Genomic DNA, 22,382 nt, shown 5'->3' on the forward strand with positions numbered 1-22,382 from the left:
GATGCCGGCCGCAGCCGAATTGCCGCTTGCCGGCCTCACCGTCGTCGACATGAGCCAGTTCCTGTCCGGGCCCTATTGCTCGCTGAGACTGCTCGATCTCGGCGCCCGCGTCATCAAGATCGAGCGTCCGGACGGCGGCGACCTGTCGCGCCGGCTCTATCTCAGCGACACCGAGATCGGCGGCGATTCCACCATCTTTCACGCCATCAACCGGGCCAAGGAAAGTCTTGCCATCGACCTCAAGAACGACGCCGATCTCAAGGCTTTGCGCGGACTGCTGGCCAAGGCCGATGTGCTGATCCAGAATTTCCGGCCAGGTGTCATCGAGCGCCTCGGCCTCGACTATGAGGCGGTGCGCAAGATCAACCCACGCCTCGTCTATGCGTCGATCAGCGGCTACGGCGAAGAGGGCCCATGGGTCAAGCGGCCCGGCCAGGACCTTCTGGCGCAGTCGCGCTCGGGCGTGATGTGGCTGAATGGCGACGAGGACCAGGGGCCGGTGCCGTTCGGGCTGGCCATCGGCGACATGCTGGCGGGTGCGGCCTGCGCGCAAGGCATTCTGGCGGCGCTCGTGCGGCGCGGCATCACCGCCCAAGGCAGCCATATCGAGACCAGCCTTTTGGAAGCGCTGATCGATTTCCAGTTCGAGGTGCTGACGACGCATCTCAACGATGGCCGACGCTTGCCCAGGCGCTCCAGCTTCCGCAGCGCACATGCCTATCTCTCCGCGCCTTACGGCGTCTATCCGGCCAATGACGGCTATCTCGCCATCGCCATGACGCCGATCCCCAAACTCGCCGACCTGCTGTCGCTCAGCGAGCTGGCGCCTTATCGCGACAAACCGGCATCGTGGTTCACCGCGCGCGACGACATCAAGGCGATCATCGCGCAGAGGATTGCGACGAAAACCATCGACGAGTGGCTGGCCATTCTGGAGCCCGCCGACATCTGGTGCGCCAAGGTGCTGACCTGGCCGGAGATGCTGGCCAGCGAAGGCTTTCAGTCGCTCGACATGCTGCAGACGGTGACGCGGGAAGATGACGTCTCGATCCTCACCACGAGTTCGCCGCTGAGGGTCGATGGCATCAGAGCCAAGGTCGATCGGGCGGCACCGCGCATCGGCGAACACAGTGCCGCGATCCGCGCGGAGTTCGGCCTGTGACTACGCTCAAAGGCATGACCTGGACCCATCCGCGCGGCTACGATCCGATCGTCGCCTGCTCGTCCTTCTGGCAGCAGAAGACCGGCGTCGCCATCGAATGGGACAAGCGCTCGTTGCAGGATTTTGAATCCTTCCCGGTCGAGGAACTGGCGCGCGCCTACGACCTCATCGTCATCGACCATCCGCATGTCGGCCAGATCACGGCCGAACGTTGCCTCGCGCCGCTGGATGTTGCCGGCCGCGAGGCGGAGCGCGCAGCCCTTGCCTCGGGCAGCGTCGGCCAGTCCTATCCGAGCTATAACTGGCAAGGGCAGCAATGGGCTTTCCCGATCGATGCGGCCAGCCAAGTTTTGGCGTGGCGCCCAGATGCGCTAGAGACACCGCCGGCACGCTGGAGCGATGTGCTCGATCTCGCCCGCCAAGGGCGCGTGCTGTTGCCGTTGCTGCCGCCTCACTCGTTGATGGTGTTCTACACACTGGCCGGTAATTTTGGTCATCCCTGCGCCACCGATCCGTGCCGCGATCTCATCGATGCCGACGCCGGCAGAGGAGTCTTCGAGATGATGAGCGAGATCGCGGCATTGGTCGACCCGGCGTGTTTCGAGATGGACCCGATCGCGGTTTCGGAGCGTATGGCGGAGGCCAGTTCCCGGATCGTCTGCGCGCCGCTGATCTATGGCTATGTCTCCTATGCGATATCAGGATTTCGCGCGCACCGGCTGGCCTTCGCCGACATCCCGATCGCCGGCTCCAACGGCCCGATCGGTTCGGCGCTCGGTGGCACCGGCATAGCGGTGTCGGCCTTTTCCAAAGCCAGAGAAGCGGCGATCGATTTTGCCTACTGGGTCGCCAACGGCGATATCCAGCGCGGTCCTTATGCCGCCGCCGGCGGACAGCCCGGCCATGCGGCGGCCTGGGAAGACCAGGCGGTCAATGAAGCGACCGGCAATTTCTATCGCAACACGCGCGCGACGCTGGATGGCGCATGGGTGCGGCCGCGCCATGACGGCTACATGGCGTTCCAGCAGGCGGCGTCCGACCGCATAATTTCAGGCATGACCTCCGGGCATAAAGCCGCAGAGGTGGTTGCCGATCTCAATCACCTGTTCCAGGAGAGTTCTCCCACACAGGTGTCCGGCGCTGCCGGTGGAGGAGCCTGAACGAAACCGAATGGAGGAGAAACTTCCGCAGGCCACGCCGCGGCGAGACGCTGATGCAAATCCAACTATTTCAGCCGCCACAGCTTGCGGGCATTGCCAGACAACAAGCCCTCGCGCTCCTCTGCGCTACAGCCTGAAAGCAGCGCATGGGTCGCCGCCACCCAGGTCGAGAGGCCGCCGCCGAGCGTGCAGACCGGCCAGTCGCTGCCCCAGACGACACGGTCCCAGCCGAACGCAGCGATTGAGTGTTCGACATAGGGTCGTAGTGTCTCGACCGTCCAGTTGCCGGCATCGGCGTAAGCGACGACACCGGAAATCTTGGCGATCACATTTGGGCGCCGGGCGATCTCGCTCATGTGCTCGCGCCAAGGGTGTTCGTCATTGCCCTTAATGTCGGGCACGCCGCAATGGTCAAGGACGAACTGAACGTCGGGCGCCAGGTCTGCAAGCGCGATCGCCTTGGGGATCTGGTGCGGCAGCACGACGAGATCAAAGGTCAGGCCGGTGCCGCCGAGGCGCTTGATGTTGTCACGAAACAGCGCACTTTCCGAGAGATCGTCCGGCACAACGTGGAGCACGCGGCGGAAGCCTTTGACGAAAGGGTTGGTCTGTTGGCGTTCGAGATAGGCGGCGAAATCAGCCTCTTCCGGCCGGCAGGATGCGATCACACCAGCCAGCATGCTGCCGGGTTGCCGCGACAATCCTTCGACACGAGCTGTCTCGGCTTCGATGTCGGCAGGATCGACATCGACCTCCATATGCAGCACGCGCTCAACGCCGACACGCCGCGCCTCGGTGGCATATTCCTCATAGGAGAAATCGCGGTTGAGCGCTGGCACGCCGGTTAGCCAGGGATAGCGCAAGGCAGAGCGATCGATGAGATGTAGATGAGTGTCGATGATCATGGCGAGGCTCCTCCTCCGGCTTTTTCAAATCATCTCACGGAGGAATTCTTCATTCAAATAAGAATTTATGCCGATGAACCGACAGTCGAGCCTGCCAGGTGCGACAGCTTCTCGCACGTTGCCAGCAACAGCTCGATGGTCCGAGTTATGTCGGGTGCGGCAGGCGTGTTGATGACGGTGATGTAGGGGATCGACAGCGCGGCGATCGCCTTGCCATCGGAACTGCGCACCGGTGCCGAGAGATTGAAGACGCCGGCGGTCTGCATCGAGGCCATCATCTCATAGCCGCGGTCGCGGATCTGGTCGAGCCGGGTGAAGAACTCCGCCGACTGCGGCGTCTTGTCGGTGCTGCGGACGTATTCGGAAATCATCATCTGCCGCTCTTCCTGCGAGCGGAAGGCGAGCAGCACATGGCCAGATCCGGTGTCGAACAGGCTGATGTGCGAGCCGACCCGGATCGAGATTCCCCAATAGTCCGGCGCCTCCTGCTGGGCGATGACGACGGCGGAACCGCGATCAAAAACAACGAGTTGGTTGGCCTGCTGCGAGGTCTCGGCCAGTTCCCGCATCAGCGGCGTTGCATAGGAGACCAGCCGCCGCACCGGAGCGTGCAGTTGCGCAAGGCCGAACAGTTTCAGCGTCAGCGAGTAGCGGTCGCCGTCGAGCCGCGTGACATAGCCGCGTCGCACCAGCCGGTCGAGCATGCGGTAGAATTCATTGGGGCTGCGGTCGAGTTTCTTGGCGATTTCGGCCTGGGTAAGGCCACCGTCGACGCCCGCCAGTAGCTCAAGGATGTCGAGCCCCTTGTCGAGCGCCGGCGCGCGGTAGCGCTCGTCTTCGCTGTCATCCATGGGCCATCTCTCCAGTGAATTCTGCCCTTCATATACGCAGGAACGCAGCCGGCGGAAACAAATTTCGCCTTGACGTATCCATGAATGTTTTGTTTGTATATGAATGTAGCACTTCTTGTCATCAGACGAGTTGCGGTCGCCTGCCAAGGCGCACCAAGGGAGGATACCAATGAACAGACTGCTTTCCGGCGTGTCCGCCGGCGCATTGTTGCTTGCATTCGGTGCAGGCACGGCCCTTGCCGGCGACCTGCCCGGCAAGTTCGAAGGCGTGACCGTCGACGTGAAACTGATCGGCGGCCAACAATATGAAAAGCTCTACGAGCGCATTCCCGAATGGGAGAAGGCGACCGGCGCCAAGGTCAACATCCTGACCAAGAAAAATGGCTTCGACATCGACAAGGAGCTCAAGTCCGACATCGCTTCGGGCAGCACCAACTGGTGCGTCGGCTGGAACCATTCGTCGTTCGCGCCGCAATACACCGGCCTCTACACCGACCTCAGCAAATTGCTGCCCAAGGAAGAGATCGACGCCTTCGTGCCGTCGACGATCAAGGCCGCGACCATCGACGGCAAGCTGGAAATGCTGCCGCGCGCGCAGTTCGACGTCTCGGCGCTCTACTACCAGAAGAGCCTCTACGAGAACGCCGACAACAAGACCAAGTTCAAGGCGAAATACGGCTATGACCTGGTGCCGCCGGACACCTGGAAGGAAGTCACCGACCAGGCCGAGTTCTTCGCCAACCCACCCAATTTCTACGGAACGCAGTTCGCCGGCAAGGAAGAGGCGATCAACGGCCGTTTCTACGAAATGGTGGTCGCCGAGGGTGGCGAGTATCTCGACAAGGACGGCAAGCCCGTCTTCAACTCCGAGGCCGGCATCCGGGCACTCGACTGGTTCGTCAACCTCTACAAGGCCAAGGCCGTGCCGGCCGGAACCACCAATTACCTCTGGGACGATCTCGGCCAAGGCTTTGCTTCGGGGACCGTCGCCATAAACCTCGACTGGCCGGGCTGGGCCGGCTTCTTCAACGATCCGAAGTCGTCGAAGGTCGCGGGCAATGTCGGCGTGAAAGTCGCGCCGAAGGGTTCTTCCGGCAAGCGCACCGGCTGGTCCGGCTTCCACGGCTTCTCGGTGACCGAGAACTGCCCGAACAAGGAGGCTGCTGCTTCACTCGTCTGGTGGCTGACCAATGAGGACAGCCAGAAGCTCGAGGCCGCCGCGGGCCCGCTGCCGACCCGCACCGCGGTCTGGGATTGGGATCTGAAGCAGGCCGAAAACGATCCTTACAAGAAGGAGGTTCTCTCCGCCTTCCAGGAAGAAGCCAAGCACGCCTTCGCCGTGCCGCAGACGCCTGAATGGATCGAAATCTCGAACGCCGTCTATCCAGAACTGCAGGCGGCGATCCTTGGCGACAAGACCTCGAAGCAGGCACTGGACGAAGCCGCCGCCAAGGCGACGCAGATCCTCCAGGACGCCGGCAAGCTCTAACCAGCGCTCGCAAGGCTGCCTCCCCCATCATGATGGGGGAGGCGATCGCGGCTTGCCGGTGCGGACCCGAGCCTTACCCCAGCTAGGGCTCCACGAACGGGCGGCTGACACTTGGACGCAAACCCCAAAGGACTCTGATGAAGGGCTTCAAGCCATCGGCGCCGTTCCTGCTGCTGCTTCCGGCCTTCATCGTGCTGGCGGCGGTTGTCGTCGTGCCGCTGCTGCTCTCGCTCTATTCCAGCTTCACGCCCTTCCGTCTGACCAAGCCCGAGACATTCTATGTCGTCATCGGCTTCCGGAATTATCTGTCGATCCTGGCCAACACCGATTTCTGGTGGGCTTTCGGCCGCACGGTTCTGCTGCTGACCATCGCGCTCAATCTCGAAATGCTGCTTGGCCTTGGTCTTGCCATGCTGGTCGAGAAGGCAACGCGCGGCCAACGCATCCTGCGCACGCTGATGATGTTTCCGATGATGTTCTCGCCGATCCTCGTCGGCTTCCAGTTCAAGTTCATGTTCAACGACAATATCGGCCTGGTGAACAACGCGCTGCAGTCGCTAGGGCTCACGCAGGACGCCATTCCGTGGCTGATCGAGGGCCATCTCGCCTTCATCGCCATTTCGATCGCCGAGATCTGGTCGTCTACGGCGATCTTCGCCATCCTGATCCTCGCCGGCCTGCTCGCCATGCCCAAGGAGCCGATCGAGGCCGCACGCGTCGATGGCTGTACGCCGTGGCAGACATTCCGCTATGTGACGTGGCCGTTCGTCATGCCCTTCGCCTACATCGCCATGACCATCCGCTCGCTCGACGTCGCGCGCGCCTATGACATCGTCAAGATCATGACCGATGGCGGGCCGGCCGGGCGTACGGAGCTTCTGTGGACGCTGGTGGCGCGCACCGCCTACAGCGACGGACGTATGGGCATGGCCAACGCCATGGCCTATTTCTCGATCCTGCTGTCGATCGCCTTCACCGTCTATTTCTTCAACAAGCTCGCCGCGGCGCGCACGCAGATCGGTGCGGAGTGGTGATGGACGAGAATTCTTCCGCCCGCCTGAAGCGCCGGCTGCTCGGCATCGTCTATCGCATCGGCCTGTTCCTGGCGATGCTGACCATCTGCCTGCCGGGCCTGTGGATCGTCATTTCGTCACTGCGGCCGACCGTCGAGATCATGGCCAAGCCGCCGGTGTGGATCCCGCAGGAGATCTCGTTCGACGCCTATGTCTCGATGTTCTCAGGCATCGGCAAGGGCGGCATCCCGGTCATCGAATATTTCCGCAACTCGCTGATCATCTCGGTGACCTCGACGGTGATCGCGGTCGCCATCGGCATGGCCGGCGGTTATGCCTTCGCGCGCTATCGCTTCCGTGGCAAATCGAGCGTCTTCCTCGGCCTGATGCTGACGCGCACGGTGCCCGGCATAGCGCTGTCGCTGCCGCTGTTCTTCCTCTATGTGCGGCTCGGCATCATCGACACGCATTTCGGGCTGATCCTGGCCTATGTCGCGCTCAACGTGCCGTTCACCATCTGGCTGATCGACGGCTTCTTCCGTCAGGTGCCGAAAGACCTTGCCGAAGCCGCGCAGATCGACGGCTGCACGCGCTGGCAGGCGTTCTGGCAGGTCGAGTTCCCGCTTGCCGGGCCAGGCATCGCGTCGGCCGCGATCTTCGCCTTCCTGACCTGCTGGAACGAATTCGCGCTGGCCTCGCAACTGACGCGTTCGGTCAGCGCCAAGACGCTGCCGGTCGGCCTGCTCGACTACACCGCCGAATTCACCATCGACTGGCGCGGCATGTGTGCCCTGGCGGTGGTGATGATCATCCCGGCGCTGACCCTCACCTTCATTGTCCAGAAACACCTTGTCGGCGGCCTGACCTCCGGCGCGGTGAAAGGCTGATCCCATGGCAACGGTTTCCCTCAAAAAACTGACCAAACGCTATGGCAATATCGGGATCGTGCATGGCATCGATCTCGACATTGCCGACCGCGAATTCATCGCCCTGGTCGGCCCGTCGGGCTGCGGCAAGTCGACGACTTTGCGCATGATCGCCGGGCTGGAAGAGATCAGCGCCGGCTCGATCGAGATCGGCGGGCGCATCGTCAACGATCTGCCGCCGCGCTCGCGCAACATCTCGATGGTGTTCCAGTCCTACGCGCTTTATCCGCACATGACGGTACGCGAAAACCTCGGCTTCTCGTTGAAGATCGCCGGTGCCGCCAAGGAAGATATGGACCGCCGCGTCGCCGAAGCGTCGGCCATTCTGGGCCTCGACACGCTGCTCGACCGCCGCCCGTCGCAACTCTCCGGCGGCCAGCGCCAGCGCGTCGCCATGGGCCGCGCCATCGTGCGCGATCCCGACGTGTTCCTGTTCGATGAGCCGCTTTCGAATCTCGACGCCAAGCTCAGAACGCAGATGCGCACCGAGATTAAGAAGCTGCATGCCAAGGTGCAGTCGACGGTGATCTACGTCACCCACGACCAGGTCGAGGCGATGACGCTGGCAGACCGCATCGTCATCATGCGCGACGGCCACATCGAACAGGTCGGCACGCCCGACGAGGTTTTTCGGCGGCCGGCGACACGCTTCGTTGCCGGCTTCATCGGCTCGCCGCCGATGAATTTGCATGAGGCGACGATAGACGACGGCCAGATGGTCTTTTCCAGCGGCGAGAAATTGCCCCTGCCCGGGCAGTTCAAAGCCAATGTCGCGACCGGCGACAAGGTCGTGTTCGGGCTGCGGCCGGATGACATCTATCCGGCTGGCCACGGCATCAGTTCCGGCGGAGCGGCCGACGTCCATGAGATCGAGCTGCCGGTTACCGTCACCGAACCCCTCGGCAACGAGACGCTGGTGTTCGTCGAGTTCAACGGCACGGATTGGGTATCGCGCATGCTGAATCCACGACCGCTTAGATCGGGCGAGCGGGTCGCCATGAGCCTCGACATGTCGCAGGCGCATCTGTTTGCCACCGACACCGGAAAGACATTGCGGAGCTGACCGACATGGCCAAGATCGAAAAGATAGAACTGCGGATGGTGGACCTTGTGCCCAAGGTCAAGCGCACCGATGCCATCCAGAGTTTCGTCAGCCAGGAAACGCCGATCGTCACCATCACCGATTCCGACGGCGCGGTCGGCACCGGCTACAGCTACACGATCGGCACTGGCGGCTCGTCGGTCATGCGGCTTTTGTCGGACCATCTGGTGCCGCGCCTGATCGGCCGCGACCCCGACATGATCGAGGCGATCTGGCACGATCTCGAATTCGCCACGCATGCCACCACGATCGGTGCGATCACCGCCATCGCCATCGCCGCGATCGACACCGCACTTTGGGATCTCAGGGCGAAGAAGCAGAACCTGCCGCTGTGGAAACTGGCCGGCGGCGCCAAGGATCGCTGCCCGCTCTACACGACCGAGGGCGGCTGGCTGCATATCGAGACGCAGGCGCTGGTCGACGATGCGCTCGCGGCCAAGGCCGAGGGCTTTCGCGGCTCGAAGGTGAAGATCGGCAGGCCGCATGGGTCGGAGGATCTGGCGCGGCTGTCGGCGGTGCGCAAGGCTGTCGGTGACGGCTACGAGATCATGACCGACGCCAATCAGGGGTTTTCGGTCGACGAGGCGATCCGGCGCGCGGCAAGGCTGCGCGAGCTCGACCTCGCCTGGATCGAGGAGCCGCTGCCGGCCGACGACATCGACGGGCACATCAGGCTGTCCAACTCGACGCCGACGCCGATCGCCATCGGCGAGTCGCTCTATTCCATCCGCCATTTTCGCGAATACATGCAAAAAGGCGCCTGCTCGATCGTGCAGGTCGATGTCGGCCGCATCGGCGGCATCACGCCTTGGCTCAAGATCGCCCATGCGGCTGAGGCCTTCGACATTCCGGTCTGCCCGCATTTCCTGATGGAACTGCATGTCAGCCTGACCTGCGCTGTTCAGAACGGCCGATATGTCGAGTACATTCCGCAACTCGATGCGTTGACCGGCAAGCACATGCGCATCGAGGATGGGCATGCGCTTGCGCCAAACGAGCCCGGCCTCGGCATCGATTGGGACTGGGACGCGGTCAAGGCCATGAGCATCGCCGAATTCACCACGGCGATCACCAAACAGGGGAACTGATATGCAGCGGATGGGGATGATTCTCGGGCTGAAGCCTGAAAAGGTGGCGGAGTATGTCCGCCTCCATGCCGCCGTCTGGCCGGACGTGCTGACCATGATCTCGGCCTGCAACATCAAGAATTATTCGATCTATCTGAAGCGGCCCGAGAACCTGTTGTTTTCCACCTTCGAATACCACGGCACCGACTATGCGGCCGACATGGCCAAGATGGCTGCCGACCCCAGGACGCAGGAATGGTGGGCTGTCTGCATGCCATGCCAGGAGCCGCTGGCGACCCGCAAGGAGGGCGAATGGTGGGCTGACATGGACGAAGTCTTCCATCATGACTGAGGGCGGTTTCGACCCTAGCTCGCTCATCCAGTCCTGGCCCAGACCCTCGAAGCCTCGGCCGATCGTCACTTTCGGCGCCGGGTCGATCGTCGGCGACGCGCATTTCCCGGCCTACCGGAAGGCAGGGTTTCCGGTTGCCGGTCTCTATGATCCGGACGAGGCCAAGGCACGGACACTGGCCGAGACATGGGGCGTGACGGCATTCCGCTCGGTCGACGAAGCCACAGCCGTCAAGGATGCGATCTTCGATCTGGCGACGCCGCCGGGACGGCACGCCCAAATCCTGAGAGCCTTGCCCGATGGTTCGGTCGCACTGATCCAGAAACCGATGGGTAACTACCTCGGCGAGGCGACCGAGATCCTCGAAATCTGCCGCGCCAAAGAGCTCAAGGCGGCCGTGAATTTCCAGCTCCGCTTTGCGCCGATGATGCTGGCGCTCAAGGACGCCATCGCCAAGGGCTGGCTGGGCGAAGTTGTCGACTTCGACGCCTGGCTGGCGCTGGCGACGCCATGGGAGCTGTGGGAGTTCCTGCTCAAGGCACCGCGTGTCGAGATCGCCATGCACTCGATCCACTATATCGACCTCATCCGGCAGTTGCTTGGCGACCCCAAGGGCATCCACGCCAAGACGCTTGGCCATCCCAACCACAAGGTTGCGCAGACGCGCACCAGCGCCATTCTCGACTATGGCGACACGGTGCGCTGCGCGCTGTCGATCAACCACGACCACAAATTCGGCCGCCGGCACCAGGCCTGCGAGTTCCGCATCTGCGGCACAGAGGGTGCTGCCTATCTCAAGCTCGGCCTCAACCTTGACTATCCCCGGGGTGAGCCGGATATTCTGGAAATCTATCCGAAGGGCGGGACAGACTGGATTACCGTGCCGCTCGCGGGCGAATGGTTCCCTGACGCCTTCGTCGGGCGCATGGCGAATGTGCAGCGCTTTGCTTCGGGCGAAGACGATGCGTTGATCAGTTCGGTTGAGGACGCCTGGAGCACCATGGCGCTGGTCGAAGCAGCCTATCGTTCGAGTGCGGCACCAGCGACGCCGATCGCGGAAAGACCCTGATGGAACAGATCACCTATTTCGAGGATTACGAGATCGGCTCGTCGCGACTGACCAGCGGCCGCACCATCACCGAGACCGACTTTATCGTCCATGCCGGGCACACCGGCGACTTCTTTCCGCACCATATGGATGCCGAGTACATGAAGACGACGCCGTTCGGCCAGCGCATCGCGCATGGCACGCTGGTGTTCTCGGTCGGCATCGGGCTGACGGCAAGCATCGTCAACCCCGTCGCCTTTTCCTACGGCTACGATCGGCTGCGCTTCATCGCGCCGGTGTTCATCGGCGACACGATCCGCACGCGCACCACCATCACGGCCAAGGAGGACGATCCCAAGCGACCGGGTTCAGGACGGGTGATCGAGCGCTGCGAAGTCATCAATCAGCGCAATGAGGTGGTGCTGGCGGCCGACCACATCTACATCGTCGAACGCAAGCCGGCCTGAGGCAGTGTCTGCTACGCGCCGGTGGCGCGCTTGGTGATACGCTCCAGCCCAAGCAGCAGGACCAGCGTCGCCGCCACCAGCATCATGGTGAGTGCGGCGCCGGCAAAGATGTCGCCACGGTCGGTGAGGCTGAAGATCGACACCGGCAGCGTCACCCAGCCCGGTGGATAAACCATGACGGTGGCGCCGAGTTCGCCCATGGACAGCGCGAAGCTCAGGCCGAAAGCGGCGACCAGATAGGGTGCGAGCAGCGGCAGCGTGACGTGCCAGAGCCGGTAGGTGGGCCGCGCGCCGAGGCTCGACGCCACTTGCTCGAAGTCGGGCGACTGACGTGCCAGGCCAGCCGAGACATTGCCGAAGGTGAAGGCCGAAATCAGCACGAAATGCGCGATCATGACAATCGCGATCGTGCCGTTGAGTAGCAGCGGCGGATGGCTGAAGGCGACCAGCAAGCCGAGGCCGACAGACACCGAAGGCACCGCGCTGGGGATGAAGAACAGCAGGCCCAGCAGCCGCTTCAAGGCAGGCCCTTGAAGGCGCAGCGACAAGGCCGCCCAGGTGCCGCTGACCAGCGCCAGCGCGCTGGCCAGGAAGCCAGTGATCAGGCTCGACTTGACCGAGTTCCACGCCGCCCCGCGCACGACATCGGTGTAGTGCTCCGTCGTCAAACCATTGGGCAGCACGCCGTTCCACTGATCGGCAAGGCTGGACAACAGTATGACCGCCAGCGGCGCCAGGAACAGCACACCGAAGATCAGCGCGAACAGCACCCACAACGCGATGCGACCAGGGCGCGACCAGACCAGCATGGCTAGACTCCCAACCGGCCGGCGGCGAAACGGTAAAGGCCGAACAGGCCGAGCGACAGCGCGATGTTGACCACGGCGATGATGCAGGCGACCTGATAGGCCGATTCCTGGATCGCCTTGCCATAGATCAGCAGCGGCAGCGTGATGACGCCCTTGGCGCCGATGAACAGCACGATGCCGAATTCATTGACGGTCAAAAGCAGGCAGAGGCTGCCGCCGGCGATGAGTGCCGGAATTGCGGCGGGCAGGATGACCTGACGGACGATGCGGAACGGGCGCGCGCCAAGCACGCTTGCGGCTTCGATCTGGCCGCGATCGACCAGCGAAAACGCGGCAAGCAACGGCCGCAGGATGAAGGGCGTGTAGACGGTGACCTCGGCCAGCACCACACCCCAGGTCGAATAGAGGAAATCGACCGGCGGCAGCGGCAGCGAGAAGGTCTCCATCAAGCTGGCATTGAGCATGCCGGCCGAGCCGTAGAGGAAGGTGAAGGCGAGCGTCACCAGGAAGGTCGGCAACGCGATGAACGTGTCGATCAGCCGGGCGATGAAACCGCTGCCAGGGAACGGCACAAAGGCAAGGATGAGCGCCAGCACGAGGCCGACGATCAGGCATCCGGCCGTGGCGGAAACCGAGATCGTCACCGTGTTGATCAGCGCGTTGAGGAAGAAGCGCGAATGCAGGACGCGGATGATCTCGGCGGCATTGGCGACGCCGCTGTCGTCGAGGAAGGCCTGCCGGGCAATCAGCGCCAGCGGATAGAAGAACAGCAGCGCCAGCAGGGCCGCCGGCGGCACGATCCAGAATTTGCCGGGTTCCCGTCTGATCGCCGGCGCGCGAAGTGCGACCGCCTCAGACACCGGCGTCTTCCGGAAGCAGCGACGTGTCGGCGGGCGAGAAGAACAGCGGCACCTTGGTGCCAGGTTCTGGCAATTCGATCGGCAGTTTCGTTGCCGAGACGCGCACCGGCGTGCCATCGACGTCGAGCACGAGGTGGGTGAGCTCACCCTGCCAGTGCACTTCCCTCAACGTGCCGATGATGCGGTTGGTGTGCTCGCTGTCGGCCGTCAGGCTGAGATGCTGCGGCCTGATGCAGAGCAGGCTCTTGTCGCCGGCCTTTTCGTCACGACCGGCGCCTGTCAGCACCACATCACCATGCCTTGCCTTGGCAAAGCCCTTGGACCCGGCCGCCTCGGCAACGGTTACCGGCAGCAGGTTGGCACGGCCGAGGAATTCGGCGGTGAAGCGGTTTGGCGGGCGGCGGTAGAGTTCCGTCGTTGGTCCATGCGAACAGACCCTGCCGTCGCGCATGATGGCGATCTTGTCGGCGAGCGTGAGCGCTTCCGTCTGGTCGTGGGTGACATAGAGGATGGTCAGGCCCGGCAGGCTGCGGTGCAGGCGAGCGATCTCCTCGACCATGTTGCGGCGGATCTGCGCGTCGAGCGCCGACAGCGGCTCATCGAGCAGGAGCACGCGCGGCCGCACGGCCAGTGCCCTGGCGATCGCGACACGCTGCTGCTGGCCGCCCGAAAGCTCGCGTGGATAACGCCGGGCAAAAGTCGCCATGCCGACGGTGGCGAGCGCGTCCTTGACCCGCTCGGCGATCAGCGCCTTGTCGGCGCCTTGTGCCCTGAGGCCGAAGGCAACATTGTCTTCGACCCGCATATGTGGAAACAGCGCGTAATTCTGCACCACCATGCCGAGGCCACGCTCGTAGGGTGGCAGATCGGTCACGTCGGTGGCGCCGATGCGGATGCGGCCGCTTGCCGGCCGCACGAAGCCGGCCACGGCGCGCAGGGCTGTCGTCTTGCCGGAGCCGGACGGGCCGATCATCGCCAGGATTTCACCGGGCGCGATATCCAGGGTCAGCGGATGCAGGACGACATGGGAGCCGTAGGCGACGCTGACCTTGTCGAAGTGGACATTGGAACCGGCGCCGCGAATTTTCGCGGCGTCGATATCCATGACACTGGTACCAGTAAAGGCGACAGCCGACATGGCTTGGTCCTCCGGATTTCTGTCCTCGGGTGTCAGCTTCCGGTCGCCTCGTTCCACTTCTTGACGTAGTCGGGCAGCTTGCTCAGAGCCTCGTCCCAATTTGGCGACCAGATGGTCAGACCCTTCATGGCTTCCTGCAGCTTGGCGAAGTTGGCATCGGACGGTGTCACGTCCTTGCGGGCAGGTACGCCGATGGCAATGGAGCTTACGGTCGACTGAGCTTCCTTGGAGAGCAGGAAGTCGATCAGCTTCTTGCCGTTGTCGGCATTGGGCGCACCGGTGACCAAGCCGATTTCATAGGGCAGCGCGAAGGTGGAGCGCACGCCGTCCGGGCCGGCCGGCCAGAAAACCTTGATGTTCGGATTGCCGGCCATCTGCGACATGTTCATCTGCAGATCGCCATTGGCGACATGCAGTTCGCCCTTGTTGACCAGAGCGGTCAGCTTGCCGGTCGAGGCGGACGGGCCGACATTGTTGTCCTGCAGCTTCTTCATGAATGCGAAGCCGGCATCCTCGCCGCCGAAGGCATGGATGATCTGCAGCATGACGGCGGTGCCGTCACCGGCCTGGCCGGGGGTCGAATACTGGATCTTGCCCTTGAACTTGGGGTCCAGCAGATCGTCGTAGCTCTTCGGCGCTTCCGAAAGCACGGCGCTGTTGTAGATGAAGTTCATGTAGTTGTTGACGACAGGACGGTACTTGTCGGTGCCGCCATCGATCTGGTCAGCGCCTTCCGGCTTGTAGTCCTGCAGCAGGCCGTCAGCTGCGGCGCGCTGGACGAAGGGCGGCAAGGTCACCAGCACGTCGGCCTGCGGGTTGGACTTTTCCTTGGCGACGCGCTCGACGACGCCGCCCGAGCCTGCCTCGATATACTGCACGGTGATGCCGGTGGCCTTGGTGAAGGCGGCGAATTCGGTCTCGTACCAGCTGCCATTGCCGTCATGCAGGCCATCGGCGGAATAGATGGTCACGACGCCGTCGGCAAGCGCTGGTGCGACGAGGGCCGACGACGCCAGCAGCGACGCGGCGAAGGTCATGGCTATGGTTACATTTCGCGATTTCATGGATCAGTTCCCCTGTGATTGATGGCACATTCTGCGATGCACTAGGACCGACCGGCTTCGTGTCTCTGGCGGACGTTGAGCCGATTGGATGTCGTCGTTGTGACAACTCTGGGGATTGGCGATCGATAAGTAAAATCTATTTATTTTATGACAGAAAAGCTTCTGCTGATATTTGTCATGGAACTGTCGCATCCCTGTCGTGGGTGTTATTGCCGCTCCACGCAAGGCGTCTATCAATTTGAAAAATAAAGACTATCAGCTGAACATAACGCCAGCCGTCTGCACCCGCAAACGCGGGTCGTGCGAGCGAACGGTCACCGGCCGGCCGTCGAGGATCTCGAAACAGCGGGCGAGCGTGTCGTCCTCGAGCCGGCGCATCGCCTCATGCGTGAAGAAGGTGAGATGCGGAAACAGGATCACATTGTCGCGATCGAAAAGCGCACTCATCGGGTGGCCTGACCTGGCCAGTGGCTCGACCGAATAGACGTCGAGCCCGGCGCCGCCAATGCGCCCGGCAACGATCGCCTCGACAAGTGCCACCTCATCGATCAGCGCGCCGCGCGACACATTGACGATGATGGCGGAGGGCTTCAGGCAGGCGAGTTCCGCCTTGCCGATCAGGCCGCGGGTCTTGTCATTGAGCACGCAATGGAGGGAAACGAAGTCGCAGACACGCAGCATGGCCTGAAGATCGTCGACCTTCTCTATACCTGCGGTATCCATCGTTACGGCACCGACACCGGGATCGAAGCCGAGAACCCGGGCGCGAAACCCTTGGCCTGCCATGCGCGCCATGCTGCGGCCGATCTTGCCGCAGCCAACGAGGCCGAGCGTGGCGCCGGAAATGTCACGCCCCAGCCAGCGTTGCGCGGGCCAGATCCAGCCATCGCTCGACACCGCCGCCGTAATGGCCGGCAGCCGCTTGGCCAGCGCGATCATCAGGGCGAAAGCACCTTCGGCGACAGTCTCCTCGGCATATTCAGGCACGTTGACAACGGGAATGCCGCGCCGCATCGCGGCAGGGATGTCGATGGCATCGACGCCGACGCCATATTTGACGATGCCCTTCAATTTCGGCGCTGCGTCGATCATCCGCGCGGTGATCGGCGTGTAGCACATCAAAAGAAGATCGGCGTCGGCGACCGCGGCGATGAGATCGGCCTCGGGGATGCCATCCGGCAGCGTCAACAGTTCGACGCCTCTCGCCCGCAGACCGGCGTCGATCCCTGGACACTCGAGTTCCCTGTCGGTGCGGACGGCCTTCATGGTCAGGCCGCCAGCACGGCGGCCTCGACAATGTCGAGCGCGCGGTCGAGATCAGTCTTCGAAATGACCAGCGGCGGCGACAGCGTCAGCACATTGCCCTGGCTGATCTTGAAGCTCAGGCCTTGTTCAAGGCACGTGTAGAAGACGCGCTCGGCCAATTCGCGCGCTGGCTGACGCGTGGCGCGATCCTCGACGAGTTCGACGCCGACCATCAGCCCCCTGCCCCTGACATCGCCGACATGAGGCGAGCGCGCCATCAGGTCCTGCATGCGTCCGAGCATATGCCTGCCGAGTTCAGCCGCGCGTTCGACCAGCCCTTCCTCCAGGATGATGTCGATGGTGGTCAGGGCGGCGCGCGTCGTCACCGGGTTCTTCTCATGGGTGTAGTGACCAATGGCGAAGCCACCGGTGACGTCGAGGTCGCGGCGCGCGATGACGGCGGCGATCGGCAAAATGCCGCCGCCCAGCGACTTGCCAAGCACGACGATGTCTGGTGTCACGCCATCATGCTCATGGGCGAAGAACTTTCCGGTCTTGCCGAGACCGGTCGGGATCTCGTCGAAGATCAGCAGCGTGCCGTGCCGGTCGCAGGCCTCGCGCACCCGCTTCCAGAAGCCAGGCGGCGGTGGATTGGGCGTCGCCCGCATCGGCTCGGCGACGACCGCCGCGACATCCTGCTCGCGGCCCAGCACATAGGCTATCATATTGGCGCAAGCGAGCCCCGACGCTTCCAGGGAATCGTGGCCGTATGGACAGCGATAGCCGTCCCATGGCGCGACATGCTCGGTTCCGGTCATCATCGGGCCGGCAATATGTGAGCGGAAGGTCGCCTCGCCGCCGACGCTTGCGGCGCCGAAGCCGGCACCATGAAACGCATCCCAGAACGACACCGTCTTGAAGCGGCCGGTCGCGGCACGCGCGATCTTCAGCGCCACCTCGATGGCGTCAGAGCCGCCGGTGGTGAACAGCACCTTGCCGAGATCGCCGGGCGCCAGTGCCGCCAGCTTTTCCGCCAGTTCGACCGCCGGCTCGCAGGTGAAGCGGCGCGGCGCAAAGCAGAGGTCGTCGAGCTGCTTCTTGATCGCAGCGACCAGTCTGGGATGGCCGTAGCCGAGGTGGTGCACGCTGTTGCCATGGAAATCCATGAAGCGGCGCCCGGCGGTGTCCTCGATCCAGATGCCTTCAGCCTTGGCGATGGTCGAAAGACAGGGGCTGGACAGGCTCTGGTGCATGAAGGCCGCCGCGTCGCGGTCGAGCAGGCCTCGGATGTGGGGATCACTTTGGCCGGCGTCCCAGCGACTGCGTGCGGCCGTCGTGTTGGAATCGCCCTCGGTGTGCACAAGCTCAGATATCGCGGCCATCATGGTCTCCGAAACGCGAATGAGGGAGCGTCGAAACGCCCCCTCGGTTGGTCTGCCAGTTGGTTTGATCCTGTCAGGACCAGGGCAGCGAGAATGTCTTCACATTGGTATAGCTCTTCATCGCCTCGATGACGCCTTCCTTGTAGCCATTGCCCGAATCCTTGATGCCGCCGAAGGGCGACATCTCGATGCGGTAGCCCGGCACTTCCCAGATGTTGACCGTGCCGACCTGAAGGCCGGCAATGTATTTCTGCATGCGCGGAAACGAGTTGGTGCAGACGCCCGACGACAGGCCGAAGGCGGTCGAATTGGACAGTGCGATCAGCGCCTCGTCATCGTCCGGCGCACGCACGATCGGGATGATCGGCCCAAATGTCTCTTCCATCACCAGTTCGGAAGTATGCGGCACGCGGTCGACGACGATTGGCGGCAGCAGCGCACCCTGGCGGCCGGGATTGTAGAGGATGTCGGCGCCCTGCTCGGCGGCCATGTGAACGCGGGCTTCGAAGAGTGCTGCCGCCTTCTCGTGCACGACGGTGCCGAGGTCGGTCGAGCGGTCCATCGGATCACCGAAACGGATTTTTTTTGCCCGCTCCAGCACCATCGGCACGAAACGGTCGGCCACGCTTTCCTGGACAAGGATGCGCTTGACCGCGGTGCAGCGTTGGCCGGAGTTTTTCGTCGCTCCGGCCACTGCCAGGTCCGCCGCCTTCGCCAGATCGTCGTCCGACAAATCATTGAGGATGATCAGCGGATCGTTGCCGCCAAGTTCCAGCACCTGACGCTTGTAGCCGGCGGTGCGGGCGATCATCTTGCCGACCGGTACGCCGCCGGTGAAGGTGATCAGGTCGATATTCTCGTTGGTGATCATCTCGTTGCCGATATCGGCCGGCCAGCCCGTCACCACCGACAGCATTTCCGGCGGCAGGCCGGCTTCGTAGAGAATGTCGGCCAAAAGCAGCGCCGTCATCGGCGTCAGTTCGGTCGGCTTGACCACCACGCAATTGTTGGTGGCGATCGCCGGCGCCACCTTGTGCGAGACCATGTTGAGCGGATGGTTGAACGGGGTGATCGCCGAGATCGCCTTCAGTGGCTCGCGCGTGGTGAAGATCTTACGAGCCTTGCCGTGCGGGGTGAGATCGCAGGAAAATATCTGGCCGTCATCCTGGATGCACATCTGCGCCGACAGCGTGAACACATCATAGGCGCGGCCGACTTCATAGAGCGAGTCGGCCTTGGAGATGCCGAGTTCCAACGTGATGAGATCGGAGATTTCCTCGCGGCGCGACGCCAGTGCTTCAGCCGTGCGAAACAGGATCTGCTGGCGCTCGTAGCGCGTCAGCTTCGACTTGTAGCCGGCGGCGATCTCGAAGGCTTGGCGCGCATGCTCGGCGCGGCCGGCCGGAACGGTGCCGATAACAGTGTCGTTCCAGGGGTAGCGCACCTCGACGACGCCATCGGCATCGACTTTCCTGCCGGCAATGCGCATCGGCTCGTGGCGAACTTTGATGGCAGGGTCAAGCTTGGTCATGTGAGTCTTCCCGGTGCTCAGTGAGCCACATTGATCTTCTATCGGCTAGGCCATCGCGCCTCGGCAATGGCTTCCCCCACTTCTCCCCCTCCGGAGGGAGGAAAGGGAGCCAAGTCTGGCGAGCTCAGCGCCCTTCCTCTCCCCCCGTCGATCGGGGGAGAGGTGGCCCGAAGGGCCGGAGTGGGGGTCGACCAGTGCCATCAAGGACGGCTACCGCCACTCAACTCACCCATCACGCCAACGCCGCCGCCATCGTCGCGTAATAGAACGCGTCGAAATTGCGCAGCGTCGGTTCGTTGGGCAATTCCGGCAGCACGCGGTTGACGATGAACGGCACCTCCTGCTCGGTCAGCCCGCCATGCGAGCGCAGCGGCTCGTTGAGCGCTGCCAGATCATGGCGATGCTCCGAGGTGCCGATCGTCTTGTTCTCGGTCGAGATCAGCACGATGTCGCCGATGCGGTCGGCCGGCAGTTCGAAGCGCTCGCAGGCCGTCGGGCTGTCGACGACCAGCATGATGCCGTCGATCTTTGCCAACTGCGCCATGATGCCGGCCTGATCGGCACCATCAGGCAGATAGGCGGTGGCAAACGAGCCGAGCGCGCCGTGGTGAACGACATAAGGGTCGGTGATCGGCAGGATGACGCGCGCGGCGTCCTTGCCCAGCCACTCATCGAGCAGGTCCTGGACATAGACGACGTCAGGCGAACCGTCCGCCTTGTGTTTGGGCTTCATGCCATGGTCGGCGGTGACGACGATGGCCGCGCCCAGCGCATCGAGTTCGGTCAGGTACTTGTCGAACATTTCGTAGAAGGCGTTGGCCTGCGGCACGCCCGGCGCATATTTGTGCTGCACATAGTCGGTGGTGGTCAGATACATGATGTCGGGGCGAAATTCCTTGAGCAGTTGGACGCCGGCGGCAAAGACGAATTCCGACAGCTCGGCCGAATAGACCTCCGGCACTGGCAGGCCGAAGTGCTTCGAGGCATTGTCGATGCCGTGTTCTGCGACAGTGGTGGTGTCGGATTTTTCCGCCGAGAAGCACAGTGCACGGCCTTCATCGAAAGCGAGACCCTTGCCGAGCAGCGCGCGCAATTTGTCCTTGGCGGTCACCACGGCAACCTTGGCGCCGGCATCGTAGAAGGCCTGGAAAATGGTCGGCGCGCGCAGGAAGCGCGGGTCGTTCATCATCACTTCCTTGCCGGTCTCGCGCTCGTAGAGATAGTTGCCGCAAATGCCGTGCACTGACGGCGGACGGCCGGTGGCGATCGACAGATTGTTGGGGTTGGTGAAGCTCGGAATGACGGAGTGCGCAAAGCGCACCGTACCCTTCTGCTTGATCCTGACCAACGCCGGCATCAGCCCTGCTTTAATCGCTTCGTCGAGATAGGCCGGCTCGCAGCCGTCAAGGCAGATGGCTATGGCCGGCACGCGCGGCCAGGCGTAGGTGCGGCCGTTGACGGCGACGTTGATGGGAGACATCTGGTTCATCGAAAAATCCTCGAGATCGGCCGCTTCAGGCGGCGAGTTTGGCGCGCTCGGCGAGTGCGGCTGCGGGTGGAGCGGCGGTGTCGACGCCCATTTCATGAAGCGAGAAAGCCGCCGCCTCGACGACGCGGCGCATGACATGTTCGTCCATCTGGCCGATGCAGCCGACGCGGAAACTATCAACGGCGGTCAGTTTGCCAGGGTAGATGATGAAGCCCTTGTCCTTCATCAGCTCATAGAAGCGGTCGAAGGCGAAATTGGCATGGGCCGGGTTGAAGAAGGTGACGATGATCGGCGACAGCCAACGATCTCTCAGCAAGGTCTCGAAGCCGAGGTCGCGCATGCCGGCCACCATCACGTCGCGGTTCCTTGTATAGCGGGCGCCGCGGCCGGCGACGCCGCCTTCGGCCTCATGCTGGCGTAGCGCTTCGAGGAAGGCGGCAACAACATGTGTCGGCGGCGTGTAGCGCCACTGACCGGTCTTGTTCATGTGCGCCCATTGTGCATGGACATCGAGCGACAGCGAATGGCTGCGGCCCTTGGCGGCTTCGAGCTCGCTCTTGCGGGCGATGATGAAGCCGAAGCCAGGCACGCCCTCGATGCATTTGTTGGCGGAAGAAACCATCGCCTCGTAGCGGATCTCGTTGACGTCGAGCGCGACGGCGCCAAAGGCGCTCATCGAATCGACGAGCAGCTTGCGGCCCTTGGCGTGGACGGCCTCGGCAATCTCGGCGACCGGGTTGAGGATGCCCGAACTGGTCTCGCAATGGATGGCGATGACATGGGTGATAGCGGGGTCAGCCTCGAGGGCCGCCGCCACCTCGTCGCCACGCGGCGGCAGATAGTCGCCCTTGTCGATCAGCGTGTAGGCACGGCCGAGATACTGCATGGTCTGCGCGGCGCGCAGGCCATAGGCGCCGTTGGCCAGCACCAGAACCTTACCGTCCTTCGGGATGAACGAGCCGAGCATCGCTTCGACACAGAAGGAACCGCTGCCTTGCATCGGCACGCAGTCGAATTCGTCTTTCATGTCGCCCGTCAGCGCCAGCAGGCGGCGGCGCATGTCAGCGGTCATCCCGCGAAAATCGCCGTCCCATGATCCCCAGTCGCGCAGCATCGCCTGCTTGACAGAATAGGCCGTGGTCAGTGGACCCGGGGTCAGCAGATAGGGCTCGCCCAGCGCCGGCTTGTCCAATGGCTTTGCTAAGGCAAATTTCGTCTCGGCGAGCATGGTGTCCTCCGACAGATCGCTGCTTTTCGATGTTGGTTTACTCTCGGTCCGAACGACATATTTGTAAAATCGTTATTTCATATCGAAGTATCGA

The 22,382-nt window shown here is 63.0% G+C and carries 21 protein-coding genes; 10 read left to right on the top strand and 11 right to left on the bottom strand.

The annotated features are described in order from the left end of the window. The first annotated feature begins 1 nt into the window (after position 1). Complete coding sequence (locus tag EB235_RS28940) at positions 2–1,162, top strand: CaiB/BaiF CoA transferase family protein (RefSeq protein ID WP_027033978.1); 1,161 nt, start codon at positions 2–4, stop codon at positions 1,160–1,162. Positions 1,163–1,176: 14 nt separating this feature from the next. After that, the gene (locus tag EB235_RS28945) at positions 1,177–2,322 is read left to right on the top strand and encodes an extracellular solute-binding protein (protein ID WP_032926054.1); all 1,146 of its coding nucleotides are present in this window, start codon (positions 1,177–1,179) and stop codon (positions 2,320–2,322) included. A gap of 65 nt (positions 2,323–2,387) precedes the next feature. On the opposite strand, the gene EB235_RS28950 is transcribed toward EB235_RS28945, so the two are convergent. Then, entirely contained in the window at positions 2,388–3,227 is an 840-nt protein-coding gene (locus EB235_RS28950) for an amidohydrolase family protein (protein WP_027033976.1), read from the bottom strand. Between the two features lie 65 nt (positions 3,228–3,292). Further along, a complete protein-coding gene (locus EB235_RS28955) occupies positions 3,293–4,078 on the bottom strand; it encodes an IclR family transcriptional regulator (protein ID WP_027033975.1) in 786 nt (261 codons plus the stop codon). Positions 4,079–4,247: 169 nt separating this feature from the next. On the opposite strand from EB235_RS28955, the gene EB235_RS28960 reads away from it, so the two are divergent. From EB235_RS28960 to EB235_RS28995, 8 genes are all read left to right on the top strand, one after another. Further along, entirely contained in the window at positions 4,248–5,567 is a 1,320-nt protein-coding gene (locus tag EB235_RS28960) for an ABC transporter substrate-binding protein (protein WP_027033974.1), read from the top strand. A 137-nt stretch (positions 5,568–5,704) separates the two neighbouring features. After that, complete coding sequence (locus EB235_RS28965; protein ID WP_027033973.1) at positions 5,705–6,601, top strand: carbohydrate ABC transporter permease; 897 nt, start codon at positions 5,705–5,707, stop codon at positions 6,599–6,601. Further along, positions 6,601–7,467, top strand: coding sequence for a carbohydrate ABC transporter permease (locus tag EB235_RS28970; RefSeq protein ID WP_027033972.1), 867 nt, complete (start codon positions 6,601–6,603; stop codon positions 7,465–7,467). The genes EB235_RS28965 and EB235_RS28970 overlap by 1 nt, the downstream gene beginning before the upstream one ends. Positions 7,468–7,471: 4 nt before the next feature. Next, positions 7,472–8,569, top strand: coding sequence for an ABC transporter ATP-binding protein (locus tag EB235_RS28975; protein ID WP_027033971.1), 1,098 nt, complete (start codon positions 7,472–7,474; stop codon positions 8,567–8,569). Positions 8,570–8,574: 5 nt separating this feature from the next. Next, positions 8,575–9,696, top strand: a complete 1,122-nt coding sequence (locus EB235_RS28980; protein ID WP_027033970.1) for a mandelate racemase/muconate lactonizing enzyme family protein — start codon at positions 8,575–8,577, stop codon at positions 9,694–9,696. A gap of 1 nt (position 9,697) precedes the next feature. After that, positions 9,698–10,027 (top strand): L-rhamnose mutarotase, encoded by a 330-nt coding sequence (locus EB235_RS28985; protein WP_027033969.1) that lies wholly within the window; start codon positions 9,698–9,700, stop codon positions 10,025–10,027. Further along, positions 10,020–11,096, top strand: a complete 1,077-nt coding sequence (locus EB235_RS28990; RefSeq protein ID WP_027033968.1) for a Gfo/Idh/MocA family protein — start codon at positions 10,020–10,022, stop codon at positions 11,094–11,096. The genes EB235_RS28985 and EB235_RS28990 overlap by 8 nt, the downstream gene beginning before the upstream one ends. After that, entirely contained in the window at positions 11,093–11,542 is a 450-nt protein-coding gene (locus EB235_RS28995; protein ID WP_027033967.1) for a MaoC/PaaZ C-terminal domain-containing protein, read from the top strand. The genes EB235_RS28990 and EB235_RS28995 overlap by 4 nt, the downstream gene beginning before the upstream one ends. Before the next feature lie 11 nt (positions 11,543–11,553). Here EB235_RS28995 and EB235_RS29000 read toward each other — a convergent pair whose 3' ends face one another. From EB235_RS29000 to EB235_RS29040, 9 genes are all read right to left on the bottom strand, one after another. Further along, positions 11,554–12,351, bottom strand: a complete 798-nt coding sequence (locus tag EB235_RS29000; protein WP_027033966.1) for an ABC transporter permease subunit — start codon at positions 12,349–12,351, stop codon at positions 11,554–11,556. Between the two features lie 2 nt (positions 12,352–12,353). Further along, positions 12,354–13,274 (bottom strand): 2-aminoethylphosphonate ABC transporter permease subunit, encoded by a 921-nt coding sequence (locus EB235_RS29005; RefSeq protein ID WP_245268982.1) that lies wholly within the window; start codon positions 13,272–13,274, stop codon positions 12,354–12,356. Then, a complete protein-coding gene (locus tag EB235_RS29010; protein ID WP_155256483.1) occupies positions 13,204–14,349 on the bottom strand; it encodes an ABC transporter ATP-binding protein in 1,146 nt (381 codons plus the stop codon). Before EB235_RS29010 ends, EB235_RS29005 begins: the two co-directional genes overlap by 71 nt. A gap of 32 nt (positions 14,350–14,381) precedes the next feature. Next, the gene (locus EB235_RS29015; RefSeq protein ID WP_027033963.1) at positions 14,382–15,413 is read right to left on the bottom strand and encodes a 2-aminoethylphosphonate ABC transporter substrate-binding protein; all 1,032 of its coding nucleotides are present in this window, start codon (positions 15,411–15,413) and stop codon (positions 14,382–14,384) included. Between the two features lie 255 nt (positions 15,414–15,668). Then, on the bottom strand, positions 15,669–16,679 hold the full coding sequence (locus EB235_RS29020; RefSeq protein ID WP_027033962.1) for a 2-hydroxyacid dehydrogenase: 1,011 nt from the start codon (positions 16,677–16,679) through the stop codon (positions 15,669–15,671). Between the two features lie 2 nt (positions 16,680–16,681). Then, the gene (pbfA, locus tag EB235_RS29025) at positions 16,682–18,040 is read right to left on the bottom strand and encodes a (R)-1-hydroxy-2-aminoethylphosphonate ammonia-lyase (RefSeq protein ID WP_027033961.1); all 1,359 of its coding nucleotides are present in this window, start codon (positions 18,038–18,040) and stop codon (positions 16,682–16,684) included. 73 nt (positions 18,041–18,113) lie between these two features. Further along, positions 18,114–19,571 (bottom strand): phosphonoacetaldehyde dehydrogenase, encoded by a 1,458-nt coding sequence (gene phnY, locus EB235_RS29030; RefSeq protein WP_027033960.1) that lies wholly within the window; start codon positions 19,569–19,571, stop codon positions 18,114–18,116. 232 nt (positions 19,572–19,803) lie between these two features. Next, on the bottom strand, positions 19,804–21,060 hold the full coding sequence (phnA, locus tag EB235_RS29035; RefSeq protein WP_027033959.1) for a phosphonoacetate hydrolase: 1,257 nt from the start codon (positions 21,058–21,060) through the stop codon (positions 19,804–19,806). A 25-nt stretch (positions 21,061–21,085) separates the two neighbouring features. Then, positions 21,086–22,288, bottom strand: a complete 1,203-nt coding sequence (locus EB235_RS29040; protein WP_027033958.1) for a 2-aminoethylphosphonate--pyruvate transaminase — start codon at positions 22,286–22,288, stop codon at positions 21,086–21,088. Between the last annotated feature and the right edge of the window lie 94 nt (positions 22,289–22,382).

Origin of the sequence: Mesorhizobium loti R88b (genome assembly GCF_013170845.1) — a bacterium.
GTDB lineage: Bacteria > Pseudomonadota > Alphaproteobacteria > Rhizobiales > Rhizobiaceae > Mesorhizobium > Mesorhizobium loti_B.

Bases quoted from the DNA above. Each gene is read 5' to 3' on its own strand.
- EB235_RS28965 (WP_027033973.1), top strand. From the start codon at position 5,705: ATGAAGGGCTTCAAGCCATCGGCGCCGTTCCTGCTGCTGCTTCCGGCC.
- phnY (WP_027033960.1), bottom strand. From the start codon at position 19,571: ATGACCAAGCTTGACCCTGCCATCAAAGTTCGCCACGAGCCGATGCGC.
- EB235_RS28980 (WP_027033970.1), top strand. From the start codon at position 8,575: ATGGCCAAGATCGAAAAGATAGAACTGCGGATGGTGGACCTTGTGCCC.
- EB235_RS29040 (WP_027033958.1), bottom strand. From the start codon at position 22,288: ATGCTCGCCGAGACGAAATTTGCCTTAGCAAAGCCATTGGACAAGCCG.
- phnA (WP_027033959.1), bottom strand. From the start codon at position 21,060: ATGAACCAGATGTCTCCCATCAACGTCGCCGTCAACGGCCGCACCTAC.
- EB235_RS28985 (WP_027033969.1), top strand. From the start codon at position 9,698: ATGCAGCGGATGGGGATGATTCTCGGGCTGAAGCCTGAAAAGGTGGCG.
- EB235_RS28950 (WP_027033976.1), bottom strand. From the start codon at position 3,227: ATGATCATCGACACTCATCTACATCTCATCGATCGCTCTGCCTTGCGC.
- EB235_RS29000 (WP_027033966.1), bottom strand. From the start codon at position 12,351: ATGCTGGTCTGGTCGCGCCCTGGTCGCATCGCGTTGTGGGTGCTGTTC.
- EB235_RS29020 (WP_027033962.1), bottom strand. From the start codon at position 16,679: ATGAAGGCCGTCCGCACCGACAGGGAACTCGAGTGTCCAGGGATCGAC.
- EB235_RS28960 (WP_027033974.1), top strand. From the start codon at position 4,248: ATGAACAGACTGCTTTCCGGCGTGTCCGCCGGCGCATTGTTGCTTGCA.
- EB235_RS29015 (WP_027033963.1), bottom strand. From the start codon at position 15,413: ATGAAATCGCGAAATGTAACCATAGCCATGACCTTCGCCGCGTCGCTG.
- pbfA (WP_027033961.1), bottom strand. From the start codon at position 18,040: ATGGCCGCGATATCTGAGCTTGTGCACACCGAGGGCGATTCCAACACG.
- EB235_RS28975 (WP_027033971.1), top strand. From the start codon at position 7,472: ATGGCAACGGTTTCCCTCAAAAAACTGACCAAACGCTATGGCAATATC.
- EB235_RS28955 (WP_027033975.1), bottom strand. From the start codon at position 4,078: ATGGATGACAGCGAAGACGAGCGCTACCGCGCGCCGGCGCTCGACAAG.
- EB235_RS28990 (WP_027033968.1), top strand. From the start codon at position 10,020: ATGACTGAGGGCGGTTTCGACCCTAGCTCGCTCATCCAGTCCTGGCCC.
- EB235_RS29010 (WP_155256483.1), bottom strand. From the start codon at position 14,349: ATGTCGGCTGTCGCCTTTACTGGTACCAGTGTCATGGATATCGACGCC.
- EB235_RS28945 (WP_032926054.1), top strand. From the start codon at position 1,177: ATGACCTGGACCCATCCGCGCGGCTACGATCCGATCGTCGCCTGCTCG.
- EB235_RS28940 (WP_027033978.1), top strand. From the start codon at position 2: ATGCCGGCCGCAGCCGAATTGCCGCTTGCCGGCCTCACCGTCGTCGAC.
- EB235_RS28970 (WP_027033972.1), top strand. From the start codon at position 6,601: ATGGACGAGAATTCTTCCGCCCGCCTGAAGCGCCGGCTGCTCGGCATC.